Annotated in this window: 16 protein-coding genes and 1 tRNA gene; 7 read left to right on the forward strand and 10 right to left on the reverse strand. The window is 68.2% G+C overall.

The annotated features are described in order from the left end of the window. Window positions 1-747: 747 nt before the first annotated feature. The gene (locus tag OG456_RS22325; protein ID WP_266563690.1) at window positions 748-1,290 is read right to left on the reverse strand and encodes a hypothetical protein; all 543 of its coding nucleotides are present in this window, start codon (window positions 1,288-1,290) and stop codon (window positions 748-750) included. Continuing rightward, window positions 1,287-2,147, reverse strand: coding sequence for a hypothetical protein (locus tag OG456_RS22330; RefSeq protein WP_266563692.1), 861 nt, complete (start codon window positions 2,145-2,147; stop codon window positions 1,287-1,289). The genes OG456_RS22325 and OG456_RS22330 overlap by 4 nt, the downstream gene beginning before the upstream one ends. A gap of 16 nt (window positions 2,148-2,163) precedes the next feature. On the opposite strand from OG456_RS22330, the gene OG456_RS22335 reads away from it, so the two are divergent. Then, entirely contained in the window at window positions 2,164-2,352 is a 189-nt protein-coding gene (locus OG456_RS22335) for a hypothetical protein (protein ID WP_266563694.1), read from the forward strand. A 303-nt stretch (window positions 2,353-2,655) separates the two neighbouring features. On the opposite strand, the gene OG456_RS22340 is transcribed toward OG456_RS22335, so the two are convergent. Next, window positions 2,656-3,321, reverse strand: a complete 666-nt coding sequence (locus OG456_RS22340; protein ID WP_266563696.1) for a hypothetical protein — start codon at window positions 3,319-3,321, stop codon at window positions 2,656-2,658. Between the two features lie 63 nt (window positions 3,322-3,384). Beyond that, window positions 3,385-3,741 carry a hypothetical protein gene (locus OG456_RS22345; RefSeq protein WP_266563698.1) on the reverse strand — a complete coding sequence of 119 codons (357 nt, stop codon included), beginning with the start codon at window positions 3,739-3,741 and terminating at the stop codon, window positions 3,385-3,387. A gap of 376 nt (window positions 3,742-4,117) precedes the next feature. Between OG456_RS22345 and OG456_RS22350 the strand changes: the two genes are divergently transcribed. Further along, window positions 4,118-4,759 carry a hypothetical protein gene (locus tag OG456_RS22350; RefSeq protein WP_266563700.1) on the forward strand — a complete coding sequence of 214 codons (642 nt, stop codon included), beginning with the start codon at window positions 4,118-4,120 and terminating at the stop codon, window positions 4,757-4,759. A gap of 109 nt (window positions 4,760-4,868) precedes the next feature. Here the strand turns inward: OG456_RS22350 and OG456_RS22355 are convergent. Next, window positions 4,869-4,940, reverse strand: a tRNA-Cys gene (locus OG456_RS22355). 213 nt (window positions 4,941-5,153) lie between these two features. Here OG456_RS22355 and OG456_RS22360 point away from each other — a divergent pair. The 4 genes from OG456_RS22360 (at window position 5,154) to OG456_RS22375 (ending at window position 11,046) form a co-directional block, all read left to right on the forward strand. Then, the gene (locus tag OG456_RS22360) at window positions 5,154-6,698 is read left to right on the forward strand and encodes an MFS transporter (RefSeq protein WP_266563702.1); all 1,545 of its coding nucleotides are present in this window, start codon (window positions 5,154-5,156) and stop codon (window positions 6,696-6,698) included. Window positions 6,699-6,983: 285 nt separating this feature from the next. After that, a complete protein-coding gene (locus OG456_RS22365) occupies window positions 6,984-8,792 on the forward strand; it encodes a DEAD/DEAH box helicase (protein ID WP_266563704.1) in 1,809 nt (602 codons plus the stop codon). A 363-nt stretch (window positions 8,793-9,155) separates the two neighbouring features. After that, entirely contained in the window at window positions 9,156-9,797 is a 642-nt protein-coding gene (locus OG456_RS22370; protein ID WP_266563706.1) for an IclR family transcriptional regulator, read from the forward strand. A 508-nt stretch (window positions 9,798-10,305) separates the two neighbouring features. Next, on the forward strand, window positions 10,306-11,046 hold the full coding sequence (locus OG456_RS22375; protein ID WP_266563708.1) for a S16 family serine protease: 741 nt from the start codon (window positions 10,306-10,308) through the stop codon (window positions 11,044-11,046). Between the two features lie 43 nt (window positions 11,047-11,089). Here the strand turns inward: OG456_RS22375 and OG456_RS22380 are convergent, their stop codons facing one another. From OG456_RS22380 to OG456_RS22400, 5 genes are all read right to left on the reverse strand, one after another. Then, a complete protein-coding gene (locus OG456_RS22380; protein ID WP_266563710.1) occupies window positions 11,090-12,058 on the reverse strand; it encodes a glycine betaine ABC transporter substrate-binding protein in 969 nt (322 codons plus the stop codon). Continuing rightward, on the reverse strand, window positions 12,055-12,918 hold the full coding sequence (locus OG456_RS22385; RefSeq protein ID WP_266563712.1) for an ABC transporter permease: 864 nt from the start codon (window positions 12,916-12,918) through the stop codon (window positions 12,055-12,057). Before OG456_RS22385 ends, OG456_RS22380 begins: the two co-directional genes overlap by 4 nt. Further along, window positions 12,915-14,120, reverse strand: a complete 1,206-nt coding sequence (locus OG456_RS22390; RefSeq protein ID WP_266569381.1) for a betaine/proline/choline family ABC transporter ATP-binding protein — start codon at window positions 14,118-14,120, stop codon at window positions 12,915-12,917. Before OG456_RS22390 ends, OG456_RS22385 begins: the two co-directional genes overlap by 4 nt. Before the next feature lie 91 nt (window positions 14,121-14,211). After that, window positions 14,212-14,859: an ABC transporter permease gene (locus tag OG456_RS22395; RefSeq protein ID WP_266563714.1), complete on the reverse strand. Its 648-nt coding sequence runs from the start codon at window positions 14,857-14,859 to the stop codon at window positions 14,212-14,214. Between the two features lie 131 nt (window positions 14,860-14,990). Beyond that, window positions 14,991-15,461 carry an Lrp/AsnC family transcriptional regulator gene (locus OG456_RS22400; protein WP_266569382.1) on the reverse strand — a complete coding sequence of 157 codons (471 nt, stop codon included), beginning with the start codon at window positions 15,459-15,461 and terminating at the stop codon, window positions 14,991-14,993. Between the two features lie 122 nt (window positions 15,462-15,583). Between OG456_RS22400 and hppD the strand changes: the two genes are divergently transcribed. Then, entirely contained in the window at window positions 15,584-16,738 is a 1,155-nt protein-coding gene (gene hppD, locus OG456_RS22405) for a 4-hydroxyphenylpyruvate dioxygenase (RefSeq protein ID WP_266563716.1), read from the forward strand. Window positions 16,739-16,759 lie beyond the last annotated feature (21 nt).

Here is a 16,759-nt window from a genome sequence, read left to right on the forward strand (position 1 = left end):
GCAGTCGGGGTGAGGGGCAGGCTGCCGCGCGTGGGTGGGTACAGCGATCGACTCCAGCCGAACGGGCGCGGCCGCGTGGTGCCGCCCGCACGACTCTTTCATGGCGGTGACCAGCGCAGACGCGTGTGTGACGGTCGCGCGCCGGGCGTGCAGATCGAGCAAACTTCGGCCCTCTTGGTGCCCTCACGCACTGCCGGGAACTTACTGTTGAGTACGAGGGCCGCCCCACTTCCCCCCCCGTGGTTGGGCGGCCCTCGTTCCGTTTGCGGAAGCTCGGTGGTCATCCAGTGGCCGCACGGTGGAATTGCAGTGGTCCAGGCCTATGGTGTGGCGGCACTGCCGCGTCACGGGGGTGGCAGGAGCGGTCGGAGGGGCCTCGTATCTGATGCGGGGCCCTGTACGACCGATCGTGGGGTTCGCTACGACCGTGCGTGAGGTTCGCTCCGCGCGGGGAGGTTCGCTCCGAGGGTGAGGGGCGGGCTGGCGCGCCGACTGCGTCGGGGTGGCTGACTGTGGGTCTCGGTGAGGTCGTACTTTGGGAGTGCGAACTTCACGGAGAGAGGACGGCAGCGGTGACGACAGGTGAGTCTTCAGGTCGCCAGGATCCGGCGGACGGGCCCGAGCCGCGCTCTTACGAGCCGGGCCCCTCCGCCGGGAAACTGCTGCTGTTTGTGGCGGTGTTCGTCGCGTTCGCGGTGATTGTTGTCGGTGGGGGCGTCATTCTTACGGCCGGTGGATGAGGACAACTCAGGGCGGTGTGCAGCCGACGGTTTTCATGGTGGCGGGCATGTAGGCGCGCATGAACTTCTCGACGTCACTTCTCAGGTGTGGTACCGATCCTTCTTGGGTCAGCCTTAGGGCGACGGTGAAATGATCTCCCTTGCCGCTTTTGCATCGAGTAGTAGAGATCGCCCCGTTGTCACCGATGGCCGCGGACTCGGCCAAGCGCATCCGAGTGGGGTCCCAAAGGCCGGTGACAGTGTCGTCGGGCGAGGCGAATTTCAGCGGATCGATGGAATCCGGATGCCAGGAGAACTGGAATCGGAGAGCCCTCTCCTTGCCGACGCTCACGATGCACCACGCCGACCCGGATTCCCCCCAGCCGGCGCTGTGCCACTCGGACACTTTTCCACTGGGCTTCAGCAGTGGTTCGATGAGGCCCCTGGCGACCTTCGTGCCGCAGATGGATTTTGGCGGAGTGACGTGTTGCGCGCTACAGGAAGTCAACGTGACCAGGGACGAGAGGGTGGCCAGGGTGAGCGATCCAACTGATTTGCGGTTGAAGCTCACTTGCTTCCCTTCCCGGAAACGCCACGCGCGCGCTCGATTCCCGCACTTGCGGCCTGCTCCGTATAGTGGCGCAGTTCGTATGGGGCCTCCCCGCCACTACCGTGCACCTTCCACCACTCCTCGGTGAGAGCCATCAGCTGCTTATTCCTGCTACCGTATTCCGCGACTGCGGCGTCGGAGGCTTTTTCGTCTAGCTTCTCTTGTTCGTCAGCAAGCCACTTTTCTGTTACATAGTCGACGCCTGCCTGAACTTCATCACCACCCACGGGGATGTAGCCGATTGCTTGGTCAACCACCCATTTGTGCTTGAATTCGGCAACCTTTGGGTCGCCTTTTGCTTCAACGCTCGCCTGCTCCAAGAACCCCATCGTTCGCCCCGCTTGAATTAGAGAGTCCTTGGGGTGCTCTTGGCCGGAGGCGTGAATGTCTGAGATGATGGCGTGGTTGATTCCGCTGTTGAGCGTTGCGTATGATCCCTGATCTTTGGAGATCTGCTTCACGACTTCATAGAGCTCATCTTGCTTTAGCCCGGGATCCGCCATGTCGATGTCGCTCGCCGCCGCATGCACCGTATCCCCGTGATTGACCAGGATCTTTGCCATAGGTTCCCGCAAGGACGCCGGGAACTTGTCTCCCTCGTCTGCCAGGTATTTCAGCGACGACTTGAACACCTTGTTGTTGTCCGTGGAGTGCTCCACGTACTTGGCGTTCGGGTCCGACGGGTCCAGGCCCGTCTCTCCCGCCTGGAGTGCCGTCGCGAAGCCTGCTCGGGTGTCCGTGTCCAGGGACGGGGTGTAGACCGTCGCCTTCGGCGTCTCCTCCGTGTGCAGGGTGATCTTCCAGTCGCGTTCGTGCATCAGGTACGGCCGGCTCGTGGCTCATGATGCCGAGTACGCCGTCGACCGGGTCGTTGGCGAACCAGCCGTCCTGATTCCCGCTGTACTCGCCCTTGAGGTCCAAGATATCCGGGTGCTTCTTCTCGGCATTGATCATGTCGTCGCCGAGGTCCTCCAGGTAGTCGCGCCCGTATCCGTCACCGTGCTGCATGAGCGTGACCAGTGACTGGTATCCGTGGACCTTGTCCAGCCTGGCTGCCTGGAAATCGGTGTCGTAGCGGGCGACGCCCGCCTTCCGCATCTCCGTCCGCCACTCCTTGTACCACTGGGAGTTGGGGTTCTTGGTGGCCGTCGCGAGGGAGTTGGCGAGACCCGTTTCGAGGGATGCGTAGTCCGCCGCGTGTCGGGGGTCCGTCACGTGGGCGAGGTCGCCCAGGTTGTTGGTCAGGCGGATCGTGCCGCACGGGCCCAGGCTGTCCAGGAGGGTGCGGCTGAATGCCGGATCGTGGCTGTTGTCGCGGAACGAGCGTTACAGTTCCGCCAGTTGGGGTGGCGTGAGTCGCTCGCCGTTGGCGAGTTTGCGGGCGGATTCCTTTGCTACGGCGACCTCGTATTGTTCGATGTCTCCCTTCGCGCGGGCGTTGAATCCGTTTCCCGTACCGTCGGTGAGGTCGGAGTCGAAGACGGCTGCGCTCAGCGCGATCTCAACGCCCGTATCGGCGTCCCCTACCGCGCGCACCGCCTTGTCGATGCGCCCCTGCCAGGATTCGACCGCCCTGTGAACCTCGGCCCTGCTGCCGGGGTCGTGCATCGCCGAGCCGGACTCGCTCGCGGCCGCACGTTCCTCGTCGTATGCCACCACACCTCGATCTGAGACCTTTATGCCGGCCTTGACGGCTGTCTCGCGCTCGGACTTGAGGTGGCCGCGCAGCGTGGTGAACTGCGCGTGAGCGTCCCGGAGAAGCGAGGCGATCGCCTTGGCTTCCGTCTGGGCGTTCCGGAATTCATGGAGCGTCACGTCGAAGCGTTTGCCGGCGGCGTCGGCGCTCAGGCCGGTCCAGGTCGAGGGGGACGGCGGGCCGGGCGTGATGCCGTGCACGTCCCGCTTGTATTCGGTCTCCCGCTTTCCGAATTCCTTCGCCATACCGTCCCAGCGGTCGGCCGCCGTGGTGAGCGTGGCGAGGTCGGTGGTCATGATCTCGTGGTACGTGGGCATGGGTCGGTCCTCGTGCGTCGGTCGGGGTGGGCCGTACGGCGGTCAGTAGCGGTCGAGCGTCGACGACGTCCGGACGTGTGCCCCTACCCCGAAGTCCGTCCCCTGGAGAAGTGCCGTAGTGGCGCGCAGCGACACTTTCTCCGAACTCAGCCTGTTCATAAGGGACTTCACCTGATCCCCCCAGGCCTTGTGCGCCTTCTTCAGGGACGACGACGTGACCCAGCCGTGCCCGTCCTTCGCGTCGAACGCCCGGACAGCGGCGCCCGTGTCCTCGTCCGCCCATTCGCCCGAGCGGCGCGTGTCCGGTTCGATGTGGTTCTCGATCGCCCGGGCCGCGGCACGCTTCCGCGCCGGCGACGAAGCGAGGTTCTGCTGCCCCTGGGCAGGTCCGATGACCATGATGCTGATGTCCTCCCCGTGTGTCCGTGCTCGCATCCCGCGCCCGTCGCTCAAGTCTCAACTCTCTTGAGGCGAGGCGGGATTCTGGGCAACGAAGGACCGGACGCGCTGGTCACCCCACGTCCGGGTGATGGGTGGTGCAGCCCAGTAACGGGGCGGGTGACGGGCGGCCCGTCGTGGGTGACGTATCCGGTCGGCCTTGACGGCGCGGCTCGATGCCAGGCGCGGTCAACTGGCGAGAAGGTGACGCGACATATACGGCGGCCACGGAGGCAGGTGTCAGCGATATCCAGGCAAAGAGCATGGCCACCACTGCGTCCGAGAAGGTGAAGGACAGCTACGGTCAGGGTCAGCAGTAGGGGGCAGCGAAGGTCTCATGCAAGTCATAGCTTCGGAGCCGGAACGTGCCAGCTGGCGCAAGGGAGTTGTCGTTCCTGTTGCGTTGATCGTGGTACTGCTGGCTGGATTCGGCGTCTGGAAGTTCTGGCTGTCCGACGACCCGCTCGTCGCGGTGCCCGACCGCGTGTGTTCGCGGTCTCTGCCCGGTGATTCGCTCCGGCCGCTGCTGCCGGAGCGAGGGGAAGCCTTCGAGGAGTACGCGTTCGACTTCTCACCGCGGGGATCGCTGTCAGCGCCCGGTAGGTGCGTTCTGTCGGGTGGCGGAAAGTCGGTTCACATTGGCTACTACGTGATCTTTTGGCCCGACGGATACAGGCAAGAAGATGTCGACCGGGACGCCAAGAAGCCGGGGAATCTCCCCGTCGGTCTTGGCAAGGGCAAGGGGTATGTGGCGGGCGGCGCCGTGAAGCTCTTTGTGAACTGCCCCCGCGTCAACGGGCACGACGGCCTGCTTCAGGTGACTGTCAGTCTGGGCGGCGAGAGCGGGAAGCTGAAGGATCGGCCCACCATGGCGAGAGTCGCGGCACTGGCAGCGGACAGCGCGCGAGCTCTGGGGCAGCGGGTGGAAGGCTGCGACAGCGCGACTCGCCTCCCCGATGGGGTGCCGAGCATCGGCTGACGCGGCGTAGTGGGCGGTCGTCGCCCGCGTGTCGCCGTAACGCCTTAGGGGTGGCCCACCAATGGTGGGCCACCCCTAAGGCTGCGGCTCAGCTCCGTTGAGCTGCTCGAGGCCGTGACCGGAATCGAACCGGTGTGCTTCGCTTTGCAGGCGAATCCCTAAACCACTCGGGCACACGGCCAACTGAGTTCGGAACAAGATGCGTTGAACTCGATGACTTGACCGTACGGCCCCCTCGCCGTCGAGCCAAGAGGGGCGCGTGCGTCGCAATGTGACTGCCATACGGCGTTCATGGTGGGCGCGGCGTGTACGAGGAGTCGTACGACCAAGGGACCAGGGGAACGAGGACCATCGACAGGGGTCAATCGGTGTCGTGCCCCTTACTCTGAAGCTCATGACCGCCCTGGAACCGTCCGGTGTCGGGGGCGATGCCGCCCGGGACATCGCCCCCGACACCCCCGCCGAACTCGCTGCCGAACTCGGAGCTGATGGCGCTGCCGGTATGGCCGCCGATCTCGCTGCCGACGTCAGGGCCGGTGAAGGCGTGCTCGGGCGCGGCTATCGCGCCCTCAGCATCGGCATCGTTTCCGTCGTTCTGCTGATCGCGTTCGAGGCCACCGCCGTAGGGACCGCCATGCCCGTCGCCGCGCGTGAGCTCGACGGGGTGTCGCTCTACGCGTTCGCCTTCTCCGCCTACTTCACCACCAGCCTCTTCGGCATGGTGCTGTCCGGGCAGTGGGCCGACCGGCGTGGGCCGCTGGCGCCGCTCGGGGCGGGGATCGCGGCGTTCGCGGCCGGGCTGCTGCTCGCCGGGACCGCGGGGTCGATGTGGATGTTCATCGCCGGGCGTGCCGTGCAGGGGCTGGGGGGCGGGCTGGTCATCGTGGCGTTGTACGTCGTGGTGAGCCGGGCCTATCCGGAGCGCCTGCGGCCCGCGATCATGGCCGCCTTCGCCGCGAGCTGGGTGGTCCCCTCCGTCGTCGGGCCGCTCGCCTCCGGCGCCGTGACCGAGCACCTCGGGTGGCGGTGGGTGTTCATCGGGATTCCCGTGCTGGTCGTGTTCCCGCTCGCGCTCGCCCTGCCGCAGATCCGGCGCCGCGCCTCCGGACCCGCCGACGGCGCCGTCCCGGGCGCCGTCGACCGGCGTCGTGTCCGGCTCGCTCTCGGGATCTCCTTCGGCGCCGGGTTCCTTCAGTACGCGGCCCAGGACCTGGCCTGGGTCTCCCTTCTCCCCGGCGCCGTGGGCGTCGCCCTGCTCGTGCCGGCCGTGCTCGGGCTGCTGCCCCGGGGTACGTACCGTGCCGCCCGCGGACTGCCCGCCGTGGTCCTCCTGCGCGGGGTCGCCGCCGGGTCCTTCATCGCGGCCGAGTCCTTCGTGCCGCTGATGCTCGTCACTCAGCGCGGGCTCTCGCCGACGGCGGCCGGGCTGTCACTGGCGGTGGGCGGGGCCACGTGGGCGCTGGGCTCGTACGTGCAGTCCCGTCCGGGCCTCGAGCCGTACCGGGAGCGCATGATGGCGGGCGGGATGGTCCTGGTGGCCGCGGCCATCGTGACCGCGCCGAGCGTGCTGATCCAGGCCGTTCCGGTGTGGATCGTGGCGGTGGCGTGGGGCTTCGGGTGTCTCGGGATGGGCCTGGTGATCTCGTCCACGAGCGTGCTGCTGCTCCAGCTGTCCGCGCCGCAGGAGGCGGGGGCGAACTCGGCCGCGCTGCAGATCTCGGACGGCCTGTCGAACGTCGTCCTGCTGGCCGTGGGCGGCGCCGCGTTCGCCGCGCTCGGAGGCGGGGCGGTGGGAGCCGCGCACGGCGAGACGGCGGCCGGCGGGTCGCATCCGGCGGCGTTCGCGGCCGTGTTCCTGCCGATGGCCGTGGTGGCGCTGGTGGGGGCGTGGGTGGCCACGCGGGTACGGGCCGAGCGGCGCTGGGAGCCCGTCCCGTGACCGATGTGAGCCCCACCGCACGACCGGTGTGAGCCCAACGGCACGCTCGGTGTGAGCCCAACGACACGACCGGTGTGAGCCCGACGGCACGACCGATGTGAGGCCCGTCGCATCCAGCCCCCGAGCCCCCGAGTCTGCCCCGGGAAGCGAGCGGCCCACCGGTAGGGTGGCCCGGTTGTCGTACGTACCCGACCCCTACGAGCATCGCCCCGTCCCGCGCCTCGTCGCCCCCTACGCGTAACCCGCCTCGTCGCCCCGTTCCCGCGCCCGTCGAACCCGGAGACCGTGACTACCACCGCCGCCGCCACCACCGCTTCCGCCTCCTCCCACCACCTCTCACCCGCCTTCCCCGGCCGCGCCCCCTGGGGCACCGCGGGCAAGCTGCGTGCCTGGCAGCAAGGGGCCATGGAGCGGTACCTCCAGGAGCAGCCGCGAGACTTTCTCGCCGTCGCCACCCCGGGCGCCGGCAAGACGACGTTCGCGCTCACCCTCGCGTCCTGGCTGCTGCACCACCATGTCGTGCAGCAGGTGACCGTGGTCGCGCCGACCGAGCACCTGAAGAAGCAGTGGGCCGAGGCCGCCGCGCGCATAGGGATCAAGCTGGACCCGGAGTACAGCGCGGGGCCGCTCAACAAGGAGTACCAGGGCGTCGCCGTCACGTACGCGGGTGTGGGCGTGCGGCCGATGCTGCACCGCAACCGCAGCGAGCAGCGCAAGACGCTCGTCATCCTCGACGAGATCCACCACGCCGGTGACAGCAAGTCGTGGGGCGAGGCGTGCCTGGAGGCCTTCGAGCCGGCGACCCGCCGGCTCGCCCTCACCGGTACGCCGTTCCGCTCGGACACCAACCCCATCCCCTTCGTCCAGTACGAAGAGGGCAAGGACGGCATCAGGCGCTCCTCCGCCGACTACACGTACGGCTACGGCAGCGCGCTCGGCGACGGCGTCGTGCGGCCCGTCATCTTCCTCTCCTACAGCGGCAACATGCGGTGGCGCACCAAGGCCGGCGACGAGATCGCCGCCCGGCTCGGCGAGCCCATGACCAAGGACGCCATCAGCCAGGCCTGGCGCACCGCCCTCGACCCGCGCGGCGAGTGGATGCCGAGCGTGCTGCGCGCCGCCGACCAGCGGCTCACCGAGGTCCGCAAGGGCATCCCGGACGCCGGCGGTCTCGTCATCGCCGCCGACCAGGACTCCGCCCGCGCCTACGCCAAGCTGATCCGGGAGATCACCGGCACGAAGCCCACCACCGTCCTCTCCGACGACACCGGCGCGTCGAAGCGGATCGACGACTTCTCGGGGAGCAACGACCGCTGGATGGTCGCCGTCCGCATGGTGTCCGAGGGCGTCGACGTGCCCCGGCTCGCCGTGGGTGTCTACGCGACGACGATCTCGACCCCGCTCTTCTTCGCGCAGGCCGTGGGCCGTTTCGTACGTTCACGGCGGCGCGGCGAGACCGCGTCCGTCTTCCTGCCCACCGTCCCCGACCTCCTCGGCTTCGCCAACGAGATGGAGGTCGAGCGCGACCACGTGCTCGACAAGCCGAAGAAGGACGGGGAGGAGGACCCCTACGCCGAGTCCGAGCAGGAGATGGACGAGGCGAACAAGGAGCAGGACGAGGACACGGGGGAGCAGGAGCAGTTCTCCTTCGAGGCGCTCGAGTCCGAGGCCACGTTCGACCGGGTCCTCTACGACGGCGCCGAGTTCGGCATGCAGGCCCACCCGGGGAGCGAGGAGGAGCAGGACTACCTCGGCATTCCCGGGCTCCTCGAACCCGACCAGGTGCAGATGCTGCTCCAGAAGCGGCAGGCCCGGCAGATCGCGCACAGCAAGAAGAAGCCGGACAGCGAGGCCGATCTCCTGGAGATGCCGGCCGAGCGGCGGCCCGTCGTCTCGCACAAGGAGCTCCTCGAACTCCGTAAGTCGCTGAACACGATGGTCGGGGCGTACGTACATCAGAGCGGGAAGCCGCACGGCGTCATCCACACCGAGCTGCGCCGGGTGTGCGGGGGGCCGCCGAGCGCGGAGGCCACGGCCGGGCAGTTGCGGCAGCGCATCGCGAAGGTCCAGGAGTGGGCCACCCGGATGAAGTGACATCCCCTCGCGCCGTTCCGGACCGGCGCGCCGGGAATCGTGTGCGCTACGTGCAGACGTGGTGCACGCTCCGTTGATCGCGCCCCGCGTAATGGGGCAATCGGTACAGGTCAGGATAGTTACTGCCCGGATTCTGGACGGAGTCTTCCGCTGAGCGGGACGACCTCGCTACATTCCCGGCAACGCACACGCCCCGTGGCAGAGCCGCCGCGGAGCGCAGCCGGTGCGCCATGCGCCTCCGCCCGGGACCATCCGAACCGGGTCGATTGCCGACCGGCGGCCTCTGACGCGCGTCGCCCACGGGACCGGCGTCGCAACCGCCGCGGAGGGGGCCGCCGCCTTCACCACTAAGGAGTGGGCGTCGTGACCGCGGAGACCTCCCAGACGCTCGACCGAGGACTGCGTGTCCTCAAGCTGCTCGCCGACACCGACCACGGACTGACGGTCACCGAGCTGTCCAACAAGCTCGGCGTGAACCGCACCGTCGTGTACCGCCTGCTCGCCACGCTCGAACAGCACGCTCTGGTCCGACGCGATCTCGGAGGCCGGGCGCGTGTGGGGCTCGGCGTGCTGCGCCTGGGCCGCCAGGTGCATCCGCTGGTACGGGAGGCCGCGCTGCCGGCGCTGCGATCTCTTGCCGAGGACATCGGGGCCACCGCGCATCTCACGTTGGTCGACGGGTCGGAGGCGCTCGCCGTGGCCGTCGTCGAGCCGACCTGGACGGACTATCACGTGGCGTACCGGGCGGGGTTCCGGCATCCGCTCGACCGGGGGGCCGCGGGGCGGGCGATACTCGCTGCGCGGCAGGGGCTTGCGCCCGGGCCCGGTTACACGCTGACCCATGGGGAGCTGGAGGCCGGTGCCTGTGGCGCTGCGGCGCCCTTGGTGGGGGTGACCGGGCTCGAGGGGAGTGTGGGGGTTGTGATGCTTTCGGACTCCGTCCCTGAGCGGGTGGGGCCGCGGGTCCTTGATGCGGCGCGGGAAGTGGCCGACGCGTTGCGCTAGCGCGCTGCCTGGTCGGTTGTCTGTGCGGGGTGTCGGTGCCGGTGTTTGTGCGGGGCATCAGTGGCGGGCGTTTTGCGCAGTTCCCCGCGCCCCTTGAAGGGGTTCGTTTCCGGCTGCGGGTCAGTCTCGGTTGATTGCGCGGTTTCCCGCGTCCCTGGATGAGGTGTGGGTTCGTTTCCGGCTGCCGGTTCGTCTCGGCTGGTCGCGCAGTTCCCCGCGCCCCTTGAAGGGGTTCGTTTCCGGCTGCGGGTCAGTCTCGGTTGATTGCGCGGTTTCCCGCGTCCCTGGATGAGGTGTGGGTTCGTTGTCGGCTGCCGGTTCGTCTCGGCTGGTCGCGCAGTTCCCCGCGCCCCTGAGTGGGGGAGCGGCGTCGTTTCTCGCGTGTCTTGGGCAACCGGCGGGGTGCCCCCGCCACAGTGGTCGCGTCTGTCCCTCGCGTTAGATTGGGCTCGTGCTTCTCTCTCGGATTTCTCGGCCCAGGGCCCTTGCCGTTTGTGCTCTGCCTGTGGTGGCTCTGCTTGCCGTGGCGGGGTTCGCGCCGCTGCCGTTCGCCATCGCGCAGCCCGGGCCGACCACGGATGTGCTCGGGGATTCGAAGGGGAAGCCCGTCATCGAGATCTCCGGGGCGCCCACCCGTGACACGTCGGGGAACCTGCGCATGGTGACGATCGTGGCTACGGGGCCCGACGCGGAGGTGAGTCTGGGCGATGTCGTCGACAGCTGGTTCCGTACGGACCGTGCGGTCATGCCCCGCGACTCCGTATACCCGGCGGGCGACTCGACGAAGGAGATCGAGCGGCACAACCTCGGCGAGATGAAGAAGTCGCAGGACTCCGCGACCGAGGCCGCGCTCGGCTATCTGGGCAAGGACCCGCAGGACGTGCACGTGAACCTTCAGCTCGCTGACGTCGGCGGGCCGAGCGCGGGGCTCTTCTTCTCCCTCGGCATCGTCGACAAGCTGGACGGCAACGGCAGCGGCGGCGACCTTACTGGCGGCCGTTCCATCGCCGGTACGGGCACCATCACCTCCGGCGGGAAGGTCGGCGCGGTCGGCGGGGTCTCGCTCAAGACGCAGGCCGCCTGGCGGGACGGCGCGAAGGTGTTCCTGGTGCCGAGGGCGGAGTGCGGGGACGCCAAGGCCGAGTTGCCCAAGGGCATGCGGCTGGTCCCCGTGACGACGCTGCGGGGCGCGGTCTCCGCGCTGACGGCCCTGGACAAGGGCGACGCGAGCAAGGTCCCCAGCTGCTGAATCCCTGTCCCTGACGGCCGGAGCCCCCGGCGGCCGGATCAGCTCACTCCGTCACGAAGCCCTCCTGCACCAGCCACTCCTTCGCCACGTCGTGCGGGTCCTGGCCCTCGACGTCGACCTTCGCGTTCAGCTCCTGCGCGACCGTGTTGTTGAGCTTCTTCGTGATCGGCTCGATGACCTTCGCCATCGCCGGATACTTCTCCAGGGACTTGGTGTTCATCGCCGGGGCCGCGTTGTAGTTCGGGAAGAAGTGCTTGTCGTCCGCCATCACCCGGAGTTTCATCGCCCTGATGCGGCCGTCGGTCGTGAAGACCTCGCCGAACGTGCACGTGCCCTTCGCGGCCTGCGTGTAGATGATCCCGGTGTCCATCTGCGTGATGTTCGCGGTCGGGATGTTCATGCCGTACGCCTTCTCCATGCCCGGCAGCCCGTCCGCGCGGTTGGCGAACTCACTCTCCACGCACAGCGTTACGGCCTTGGGGTTCTTCTTGGCGAGCGCGGCCACGTCCGAGAGGGTCTTCGTCCCGTACTTCTTGAAGTTGGCCTCGTTCATGGCCAGCGCGTACGTGTTGTTGAGTACGGACGGCGGCAGCCAGGTGATGCCGTTCTTGAGGTCGGCGTCGTGCACGGCCTGCCACTGGGCCTGCGGGTTCGGGATGGGATGGGAGTGGCCCAGGTAGGTGATCCAGGCCGTGCCCGTGTACTCGTACATCCCGTCCGCGTCACCGTTCTTGATGGCCTCGCGGGCGCCGATGGAGCCCTGGATGCCGGTGCGGTCGAGGACCTTGGCGCCGGCCGCCTTGAAGGCGATGCCCATCATGGCGCCGAGGATCAGCTGTTCGGTGAACTCCTTGGACGTGACGGTGATGGCGGCGCCCTTGAGCGGCTCGCCCTGACCGACCGAGCCCGGCTTCACGGTGTCGACCATCGGGCTGCCGCTGGTCAGTCCGCAGCCGGCCAGCAAGGACGCCACGAGGCCCGCTGCCGCCGCCGCACGGTACGTACGCCTCATACCCGGACCTCCAACCCGCGGGGCCGCAACAGGAGTTCGGCCAGTGACGCCAGCCAGTCCACGAGCAGGGCCAGCGCGACCGTCAGGACCGAGCCCAGGACGAGGACCGGCATGCGCTGGTTGGTGATGCCGGTGGTGATGAGGACGCCGAGTCCGCCGCCGCCGCCGAACGTGGCGAGGGTCGCCGTGCCGACGTTCAGGACGAGCGCTGTGCGCACGCCCGCGAGGATCAGCGGTACGGCCAGCGGCAGTTCGACCTTGGTGAGGACGCCGAGCGGTGACATGCCGATGCCGCGCGCCGATTCGAGGAGTGTGGGGTCGTTCGCCTTCAGGCCCGCGATCGTGTTGGAGAGCACGGGCAGGATCGCGTAGATGATGATGCCGATCAGGGCCGACCGCCGGCCGATGCCCAGCCAGATCACCAGCAGGGCGAGCAGGCCGATCGCGGGGGTGGCCTGTCCCATGTTGGCGAAGGCGAGGGCGACCGGGGTCGCCTTGCGGAACATCTTGCGGGTCAGCAGGATGCCCAGCGGGATCGCGATGATCAGCACGAAGAACGTGGAGACCACCGTCAGGTAGATGTGCTGCTTGAGGAGCTTCCACACCACACCGCCCGCGATGGCGTTCTCGGAGATCGTGTCCAGGGTGGCCTGCTGGAACCAGATCCAGGTGGCCAGCAGCACGGCCGCGACCACGGCGGGCAGGAACGTGAACTTCTGCCAGGAGATCCGGGGCTTCTCGCGGACCGGTGGCTGCGGTGGCGCCTCCTGCTCGGCCTCGCCCTCGTCCCGGAAGGCGACGCCCTTTACCTCGTGCTCGCCCTCCGGGCGCTTGTCCGGGGGCGACTTGGGGGTGTTCACGCCTTCGGTCCCCCCTCGCCTTCCTGCTCCTGGTGGGTCTGCTGGGCCCGCAGCTCCTCCAGTTCGTGCTGGTGCTCCACGGCTTCGAGCCGGTCGGCGTCCAGGAGTTCGTGCACGGAGTTCATCAGCGTCTCCATGTCGACGACGCCCTCGTACTCGCCGCGCCGCCCGGTGACCGCGACGCGTCCCGCGTTGTCGATCAGGACCGCTTCGAGCGCGTCGCGCAGGGTCGCGTCCCGGGTCACCGTGTCGTGCACGAGGGTGCCCGCGCGGGCCAGCGACCCCTTGGCGCGCATCAGGTCGCCGCGCCGCAGCCACTTGTAGGGGCGGCGCCGCTTGTCGAGCAGGAGCAGTTCGTTGGTGCCCGCGTCGCGCAGCTTGTCGAAGATGGTCTGGAGAGGATCGTCGACCTGCACCGTCGGGTAGTCGGTGACCTCCACGTCCCGTACGCGGGTGAGGTTGAGGCGCTTGAGGGCGGCGCCCGCTCCGACGAAGCCGGACACGAAGTCGTCGACGGGGTTGGTGAGGATGGCCTCGGGGGTGTCGAACTGGGCGATGTGCGAGCGCTCGCGTAGGACCACGATGCGGTCGCCGATCTTGATCGCCTCGTCGAAGTCGTGGGTGACGAACACGATCGTCTTGTGCAGCTCGCGCTGGAGGCGGATCAGCTCGTCCTGGAGGTGGTCGCGGGTGATCGGGTCGACGGCGCCGAACGGCTCGTCCATCAGGAGTACGGGCGGGTCGGCCGCCAACGCCCGTGCCACGCCCACGCGTTGCTGCTGCCCTCCGGAGAGCTGGCGTGGATAGCGGCCGCGGAACTCGGCGGGGTCGAGGCCGACCAGGTCCAGCATCTCCTCGACGCGCGCCTTGATCTTCGACTTGGACCAGCCGGTCATCTTCGGTACCAGGGCGATGTTCTGCGCGACCGTCATGTGCGGGAAGAGGCCCGAGGACTGGATCGCGTAGCCGACCTTGCGGCGCAGCTTCACCGGGTCCATGTCCGTGACGTCCTCGCCGCCGATCCTGATACGGCCGCTGGTCGGCTCGATGAGCCGGTTGATCATCTTGAGGAGGGTGGTCTTACCGCCACCCGAGGGTCCTACGAAGATGACGGTCTCGCCCGCCTTGATCTCCAGGCTGACGTTGTCCACGGCGGGCGCGGCGGATCCGGGGTAACGCTTGGTGAGGTTCTCCAGCTCGATCGTCGCCCCGGTCGTGGAGCCGGACTCCCCGGCGCCGCCGTCGGCGGTGACGGTCGCCGTGGTGGCGGCCGTGGGGGCCTCGGGCACGGAGTCAGACACGGATCCCCCTCGGGATGGTCAGGCGGCCGATGAGGACGTACGCGGCGTCGAAGAGGAGCGCGAGGATGATGATGCCGACCGTGCCCGCGAGCACCTGGTTCAGCGCGTTCTTGCTGCCCAGGGACGCGATGCCGCGAAAGATCTCGTTGCCGAGCCCGGGGCCTGACGCGTAGGCCGCGATGGCGGCGATGCCCATCAGCATCTGGGTGGAGACCCGGATCCCGGTGAGGATCGGCGGCCAGGCGAGCGGCAGCTCCACCTTGGCGAGCCGGGCCATGCGGGACATGCCGATCCCGCTCGCCGCGTCGATCAGGGAGGGGTCCACGCCCCGCAGGCCCACGATCGAGTTCCGCACGATGGGCAGCAGCCCGTACAGGGTGAGCGAGATGACGGTGGGCGGGACGCCGAGGCCGACGATCGGGATGAGCAGACCGATCATGGCGAGCGAGGGGATCGTCAGGATGGTCGAGGTCGTCGTGGTGGCGAGGTTGCCCGCCCACTCGCTGCGGTAGGTGACCACACCGATCACCACGCCGATGACGGTCGCGACGACCATGCACTGGAAGACGGCGCTGGCGTGCTGGTAGGCGTCCGCCAGCAGCTGCTGATGGGCTGTGCTGATGTACTCCCAGAAGTTCACGGGCCTCACCTCCTTGCGCCGGGCTGACGTCCGGCCGGCTGCGGCCGGTGGTCCGGGGTTGTCCCCGGGAAGACGCAGCGCCGGCACTCACCTCGTCCGGGCGGACTCCGTGAGCGTCGAGGACGTGCGGGTCAGGAATCCGACGAGGCCTGCTCCACGAGCGGGATGATCCGCAGCGGAACGGGGTTTTCCATGACGATCGCGGTGGAAGCCCGGACGATGCCATCAAAACCCACGACCCGGTCGATCACCCGCTGGAGATCGGCGTTCGAGCGGGCCACGAGGCGGCACAGCATGTCGCCGCTGCCGGTCGTCGTGTGGAGTTCGAGGACCTCGGGGACCGTGGTCAAGTGCGCCCTGACGTCGGATCCTTGGCCCTGCCGGATCTGGAGCGTGGCGAACGCCGTGACCGGATAGCCGAGGGCCGCCGGGTCGACTTGAGGTCCGAAGCCGCTGATGACTCCGTTCGACTGAAGCCGGTCGAGGCGCGCCTGCACGGTGCCGCGCGCGACCCCCAGGCGCCGGGACGCCTCAAGGACCCCGATCCGGGGCTCGCGCGCGAGCAGCAGGATCAGCTGCCCGTCCAGATGATCGATCGCCATACGGGCCTCCGTGATGGTCATCCTGTACAGATAGCTCGCCCATATTGCCGATCCGCTGAGCAGATTGACCACCAGAATCACAAACTATTGCGCACCTTGTGGTTCGGAGGGAGCCTCGGACCATGGCAGCTACTTCTGCGCACATCCAGCCCACCCCTGACACCGCGCGCGAGGCCGACCCCTTCCCGGTGAAGGGAATGGACGCGGTCGTCTTCGCCGTGGGCAACGCCAAACAGGCGGCCCACTACTACTCGACCGCCTTCGGCATGAAGCTCGTGGCCTACTCGGGCCCGGAGAACGGCAGCCGCGAAACGGCCTCCTACGTGCTCACGAACGGCTCCGCCCGCTTCGTGTTCACCTCCGTCATCAAGGTCTCCACCGACTGGGGCCACTTCCTCGCCGACCATGTGGCCGAGCACGGCGACGGCGTCGTCGACCTCGCCATCGAGGTCCCGGACGCCCGCGCCGCGTACGCGTACGCCGTCGAGCACGGTGCCCGCGGCATCACCGAGCCGTACGAGTCCAAGGACGAGTTCGGCACCGTCGTGCGGGCCGCGATCGCCACGTACGGCAAGACCCGCCACACGCTCGTCGAGCGCACCGGGTACGACGGCCCGTATCTGCCCGGCTTCGCCGCGGCCGACCCGATCGTTGAGCCGCCGGCCAAGCGCACCTTCCAGGCCGTCGACCACTGCGTCGGCAACGTCGAGCTCGGCAAGATGAACGAGTGGGTCGGCTTCTACAACAAGGTCATGGGCTTCACGAACATGAAGGAGTTCGTGGGCGACGACATCGCGACCGAGTACTCGGCGCTGATGTCGAAGGTCGTCGCCGACGGCACGCTCAAGGTCAAGTTCCCGATCAACGAGCCGGCCATCGCCAAGAAGAAGTCCCAGATCGACGAGTACCTGGAGTTCTACGGCGGCGCCGGCGTCCAGCACATCGCGCTCGCCACGAACGACATCGTCGCGTCCGTGCGGACCATGCGCGCCGCGGGCGTCCAGTTCCTCGACACCCCCGACTCGTACTACGACACCCTCGGCGAGTGGGCCGGCGAGACGCGCGTGCCCGTCGAGACGCTGCGCGAGCTGAAGATCCTCGTCGACCGCGACGAGGACGGCTACCTGCTGCAGATCTTCACCAAGCCGGTCCAGGACCGGCCGACCGTCTTCTTCGAGATGATCGAGCGGCACGGCTCGATGGGCTTCGGAAAGGGCAACTTCAAGGCGCTCTTCGAGGCGATCGAGCGCGAGCAGGAGAAGCGCGGCAATCTCTGAGGAGCGCGTCTAGGCTGGTCC

The sequence above is a fragment of the Streptomyces sp. NBC_01446 genome, assembly GCF_026340095.1.
GTDB lineage: Bacteria > Actinomycetota > Actinomycetes > Streptomycetales > Streptomycetaceae > Streptomyces > Streptomyces aureus.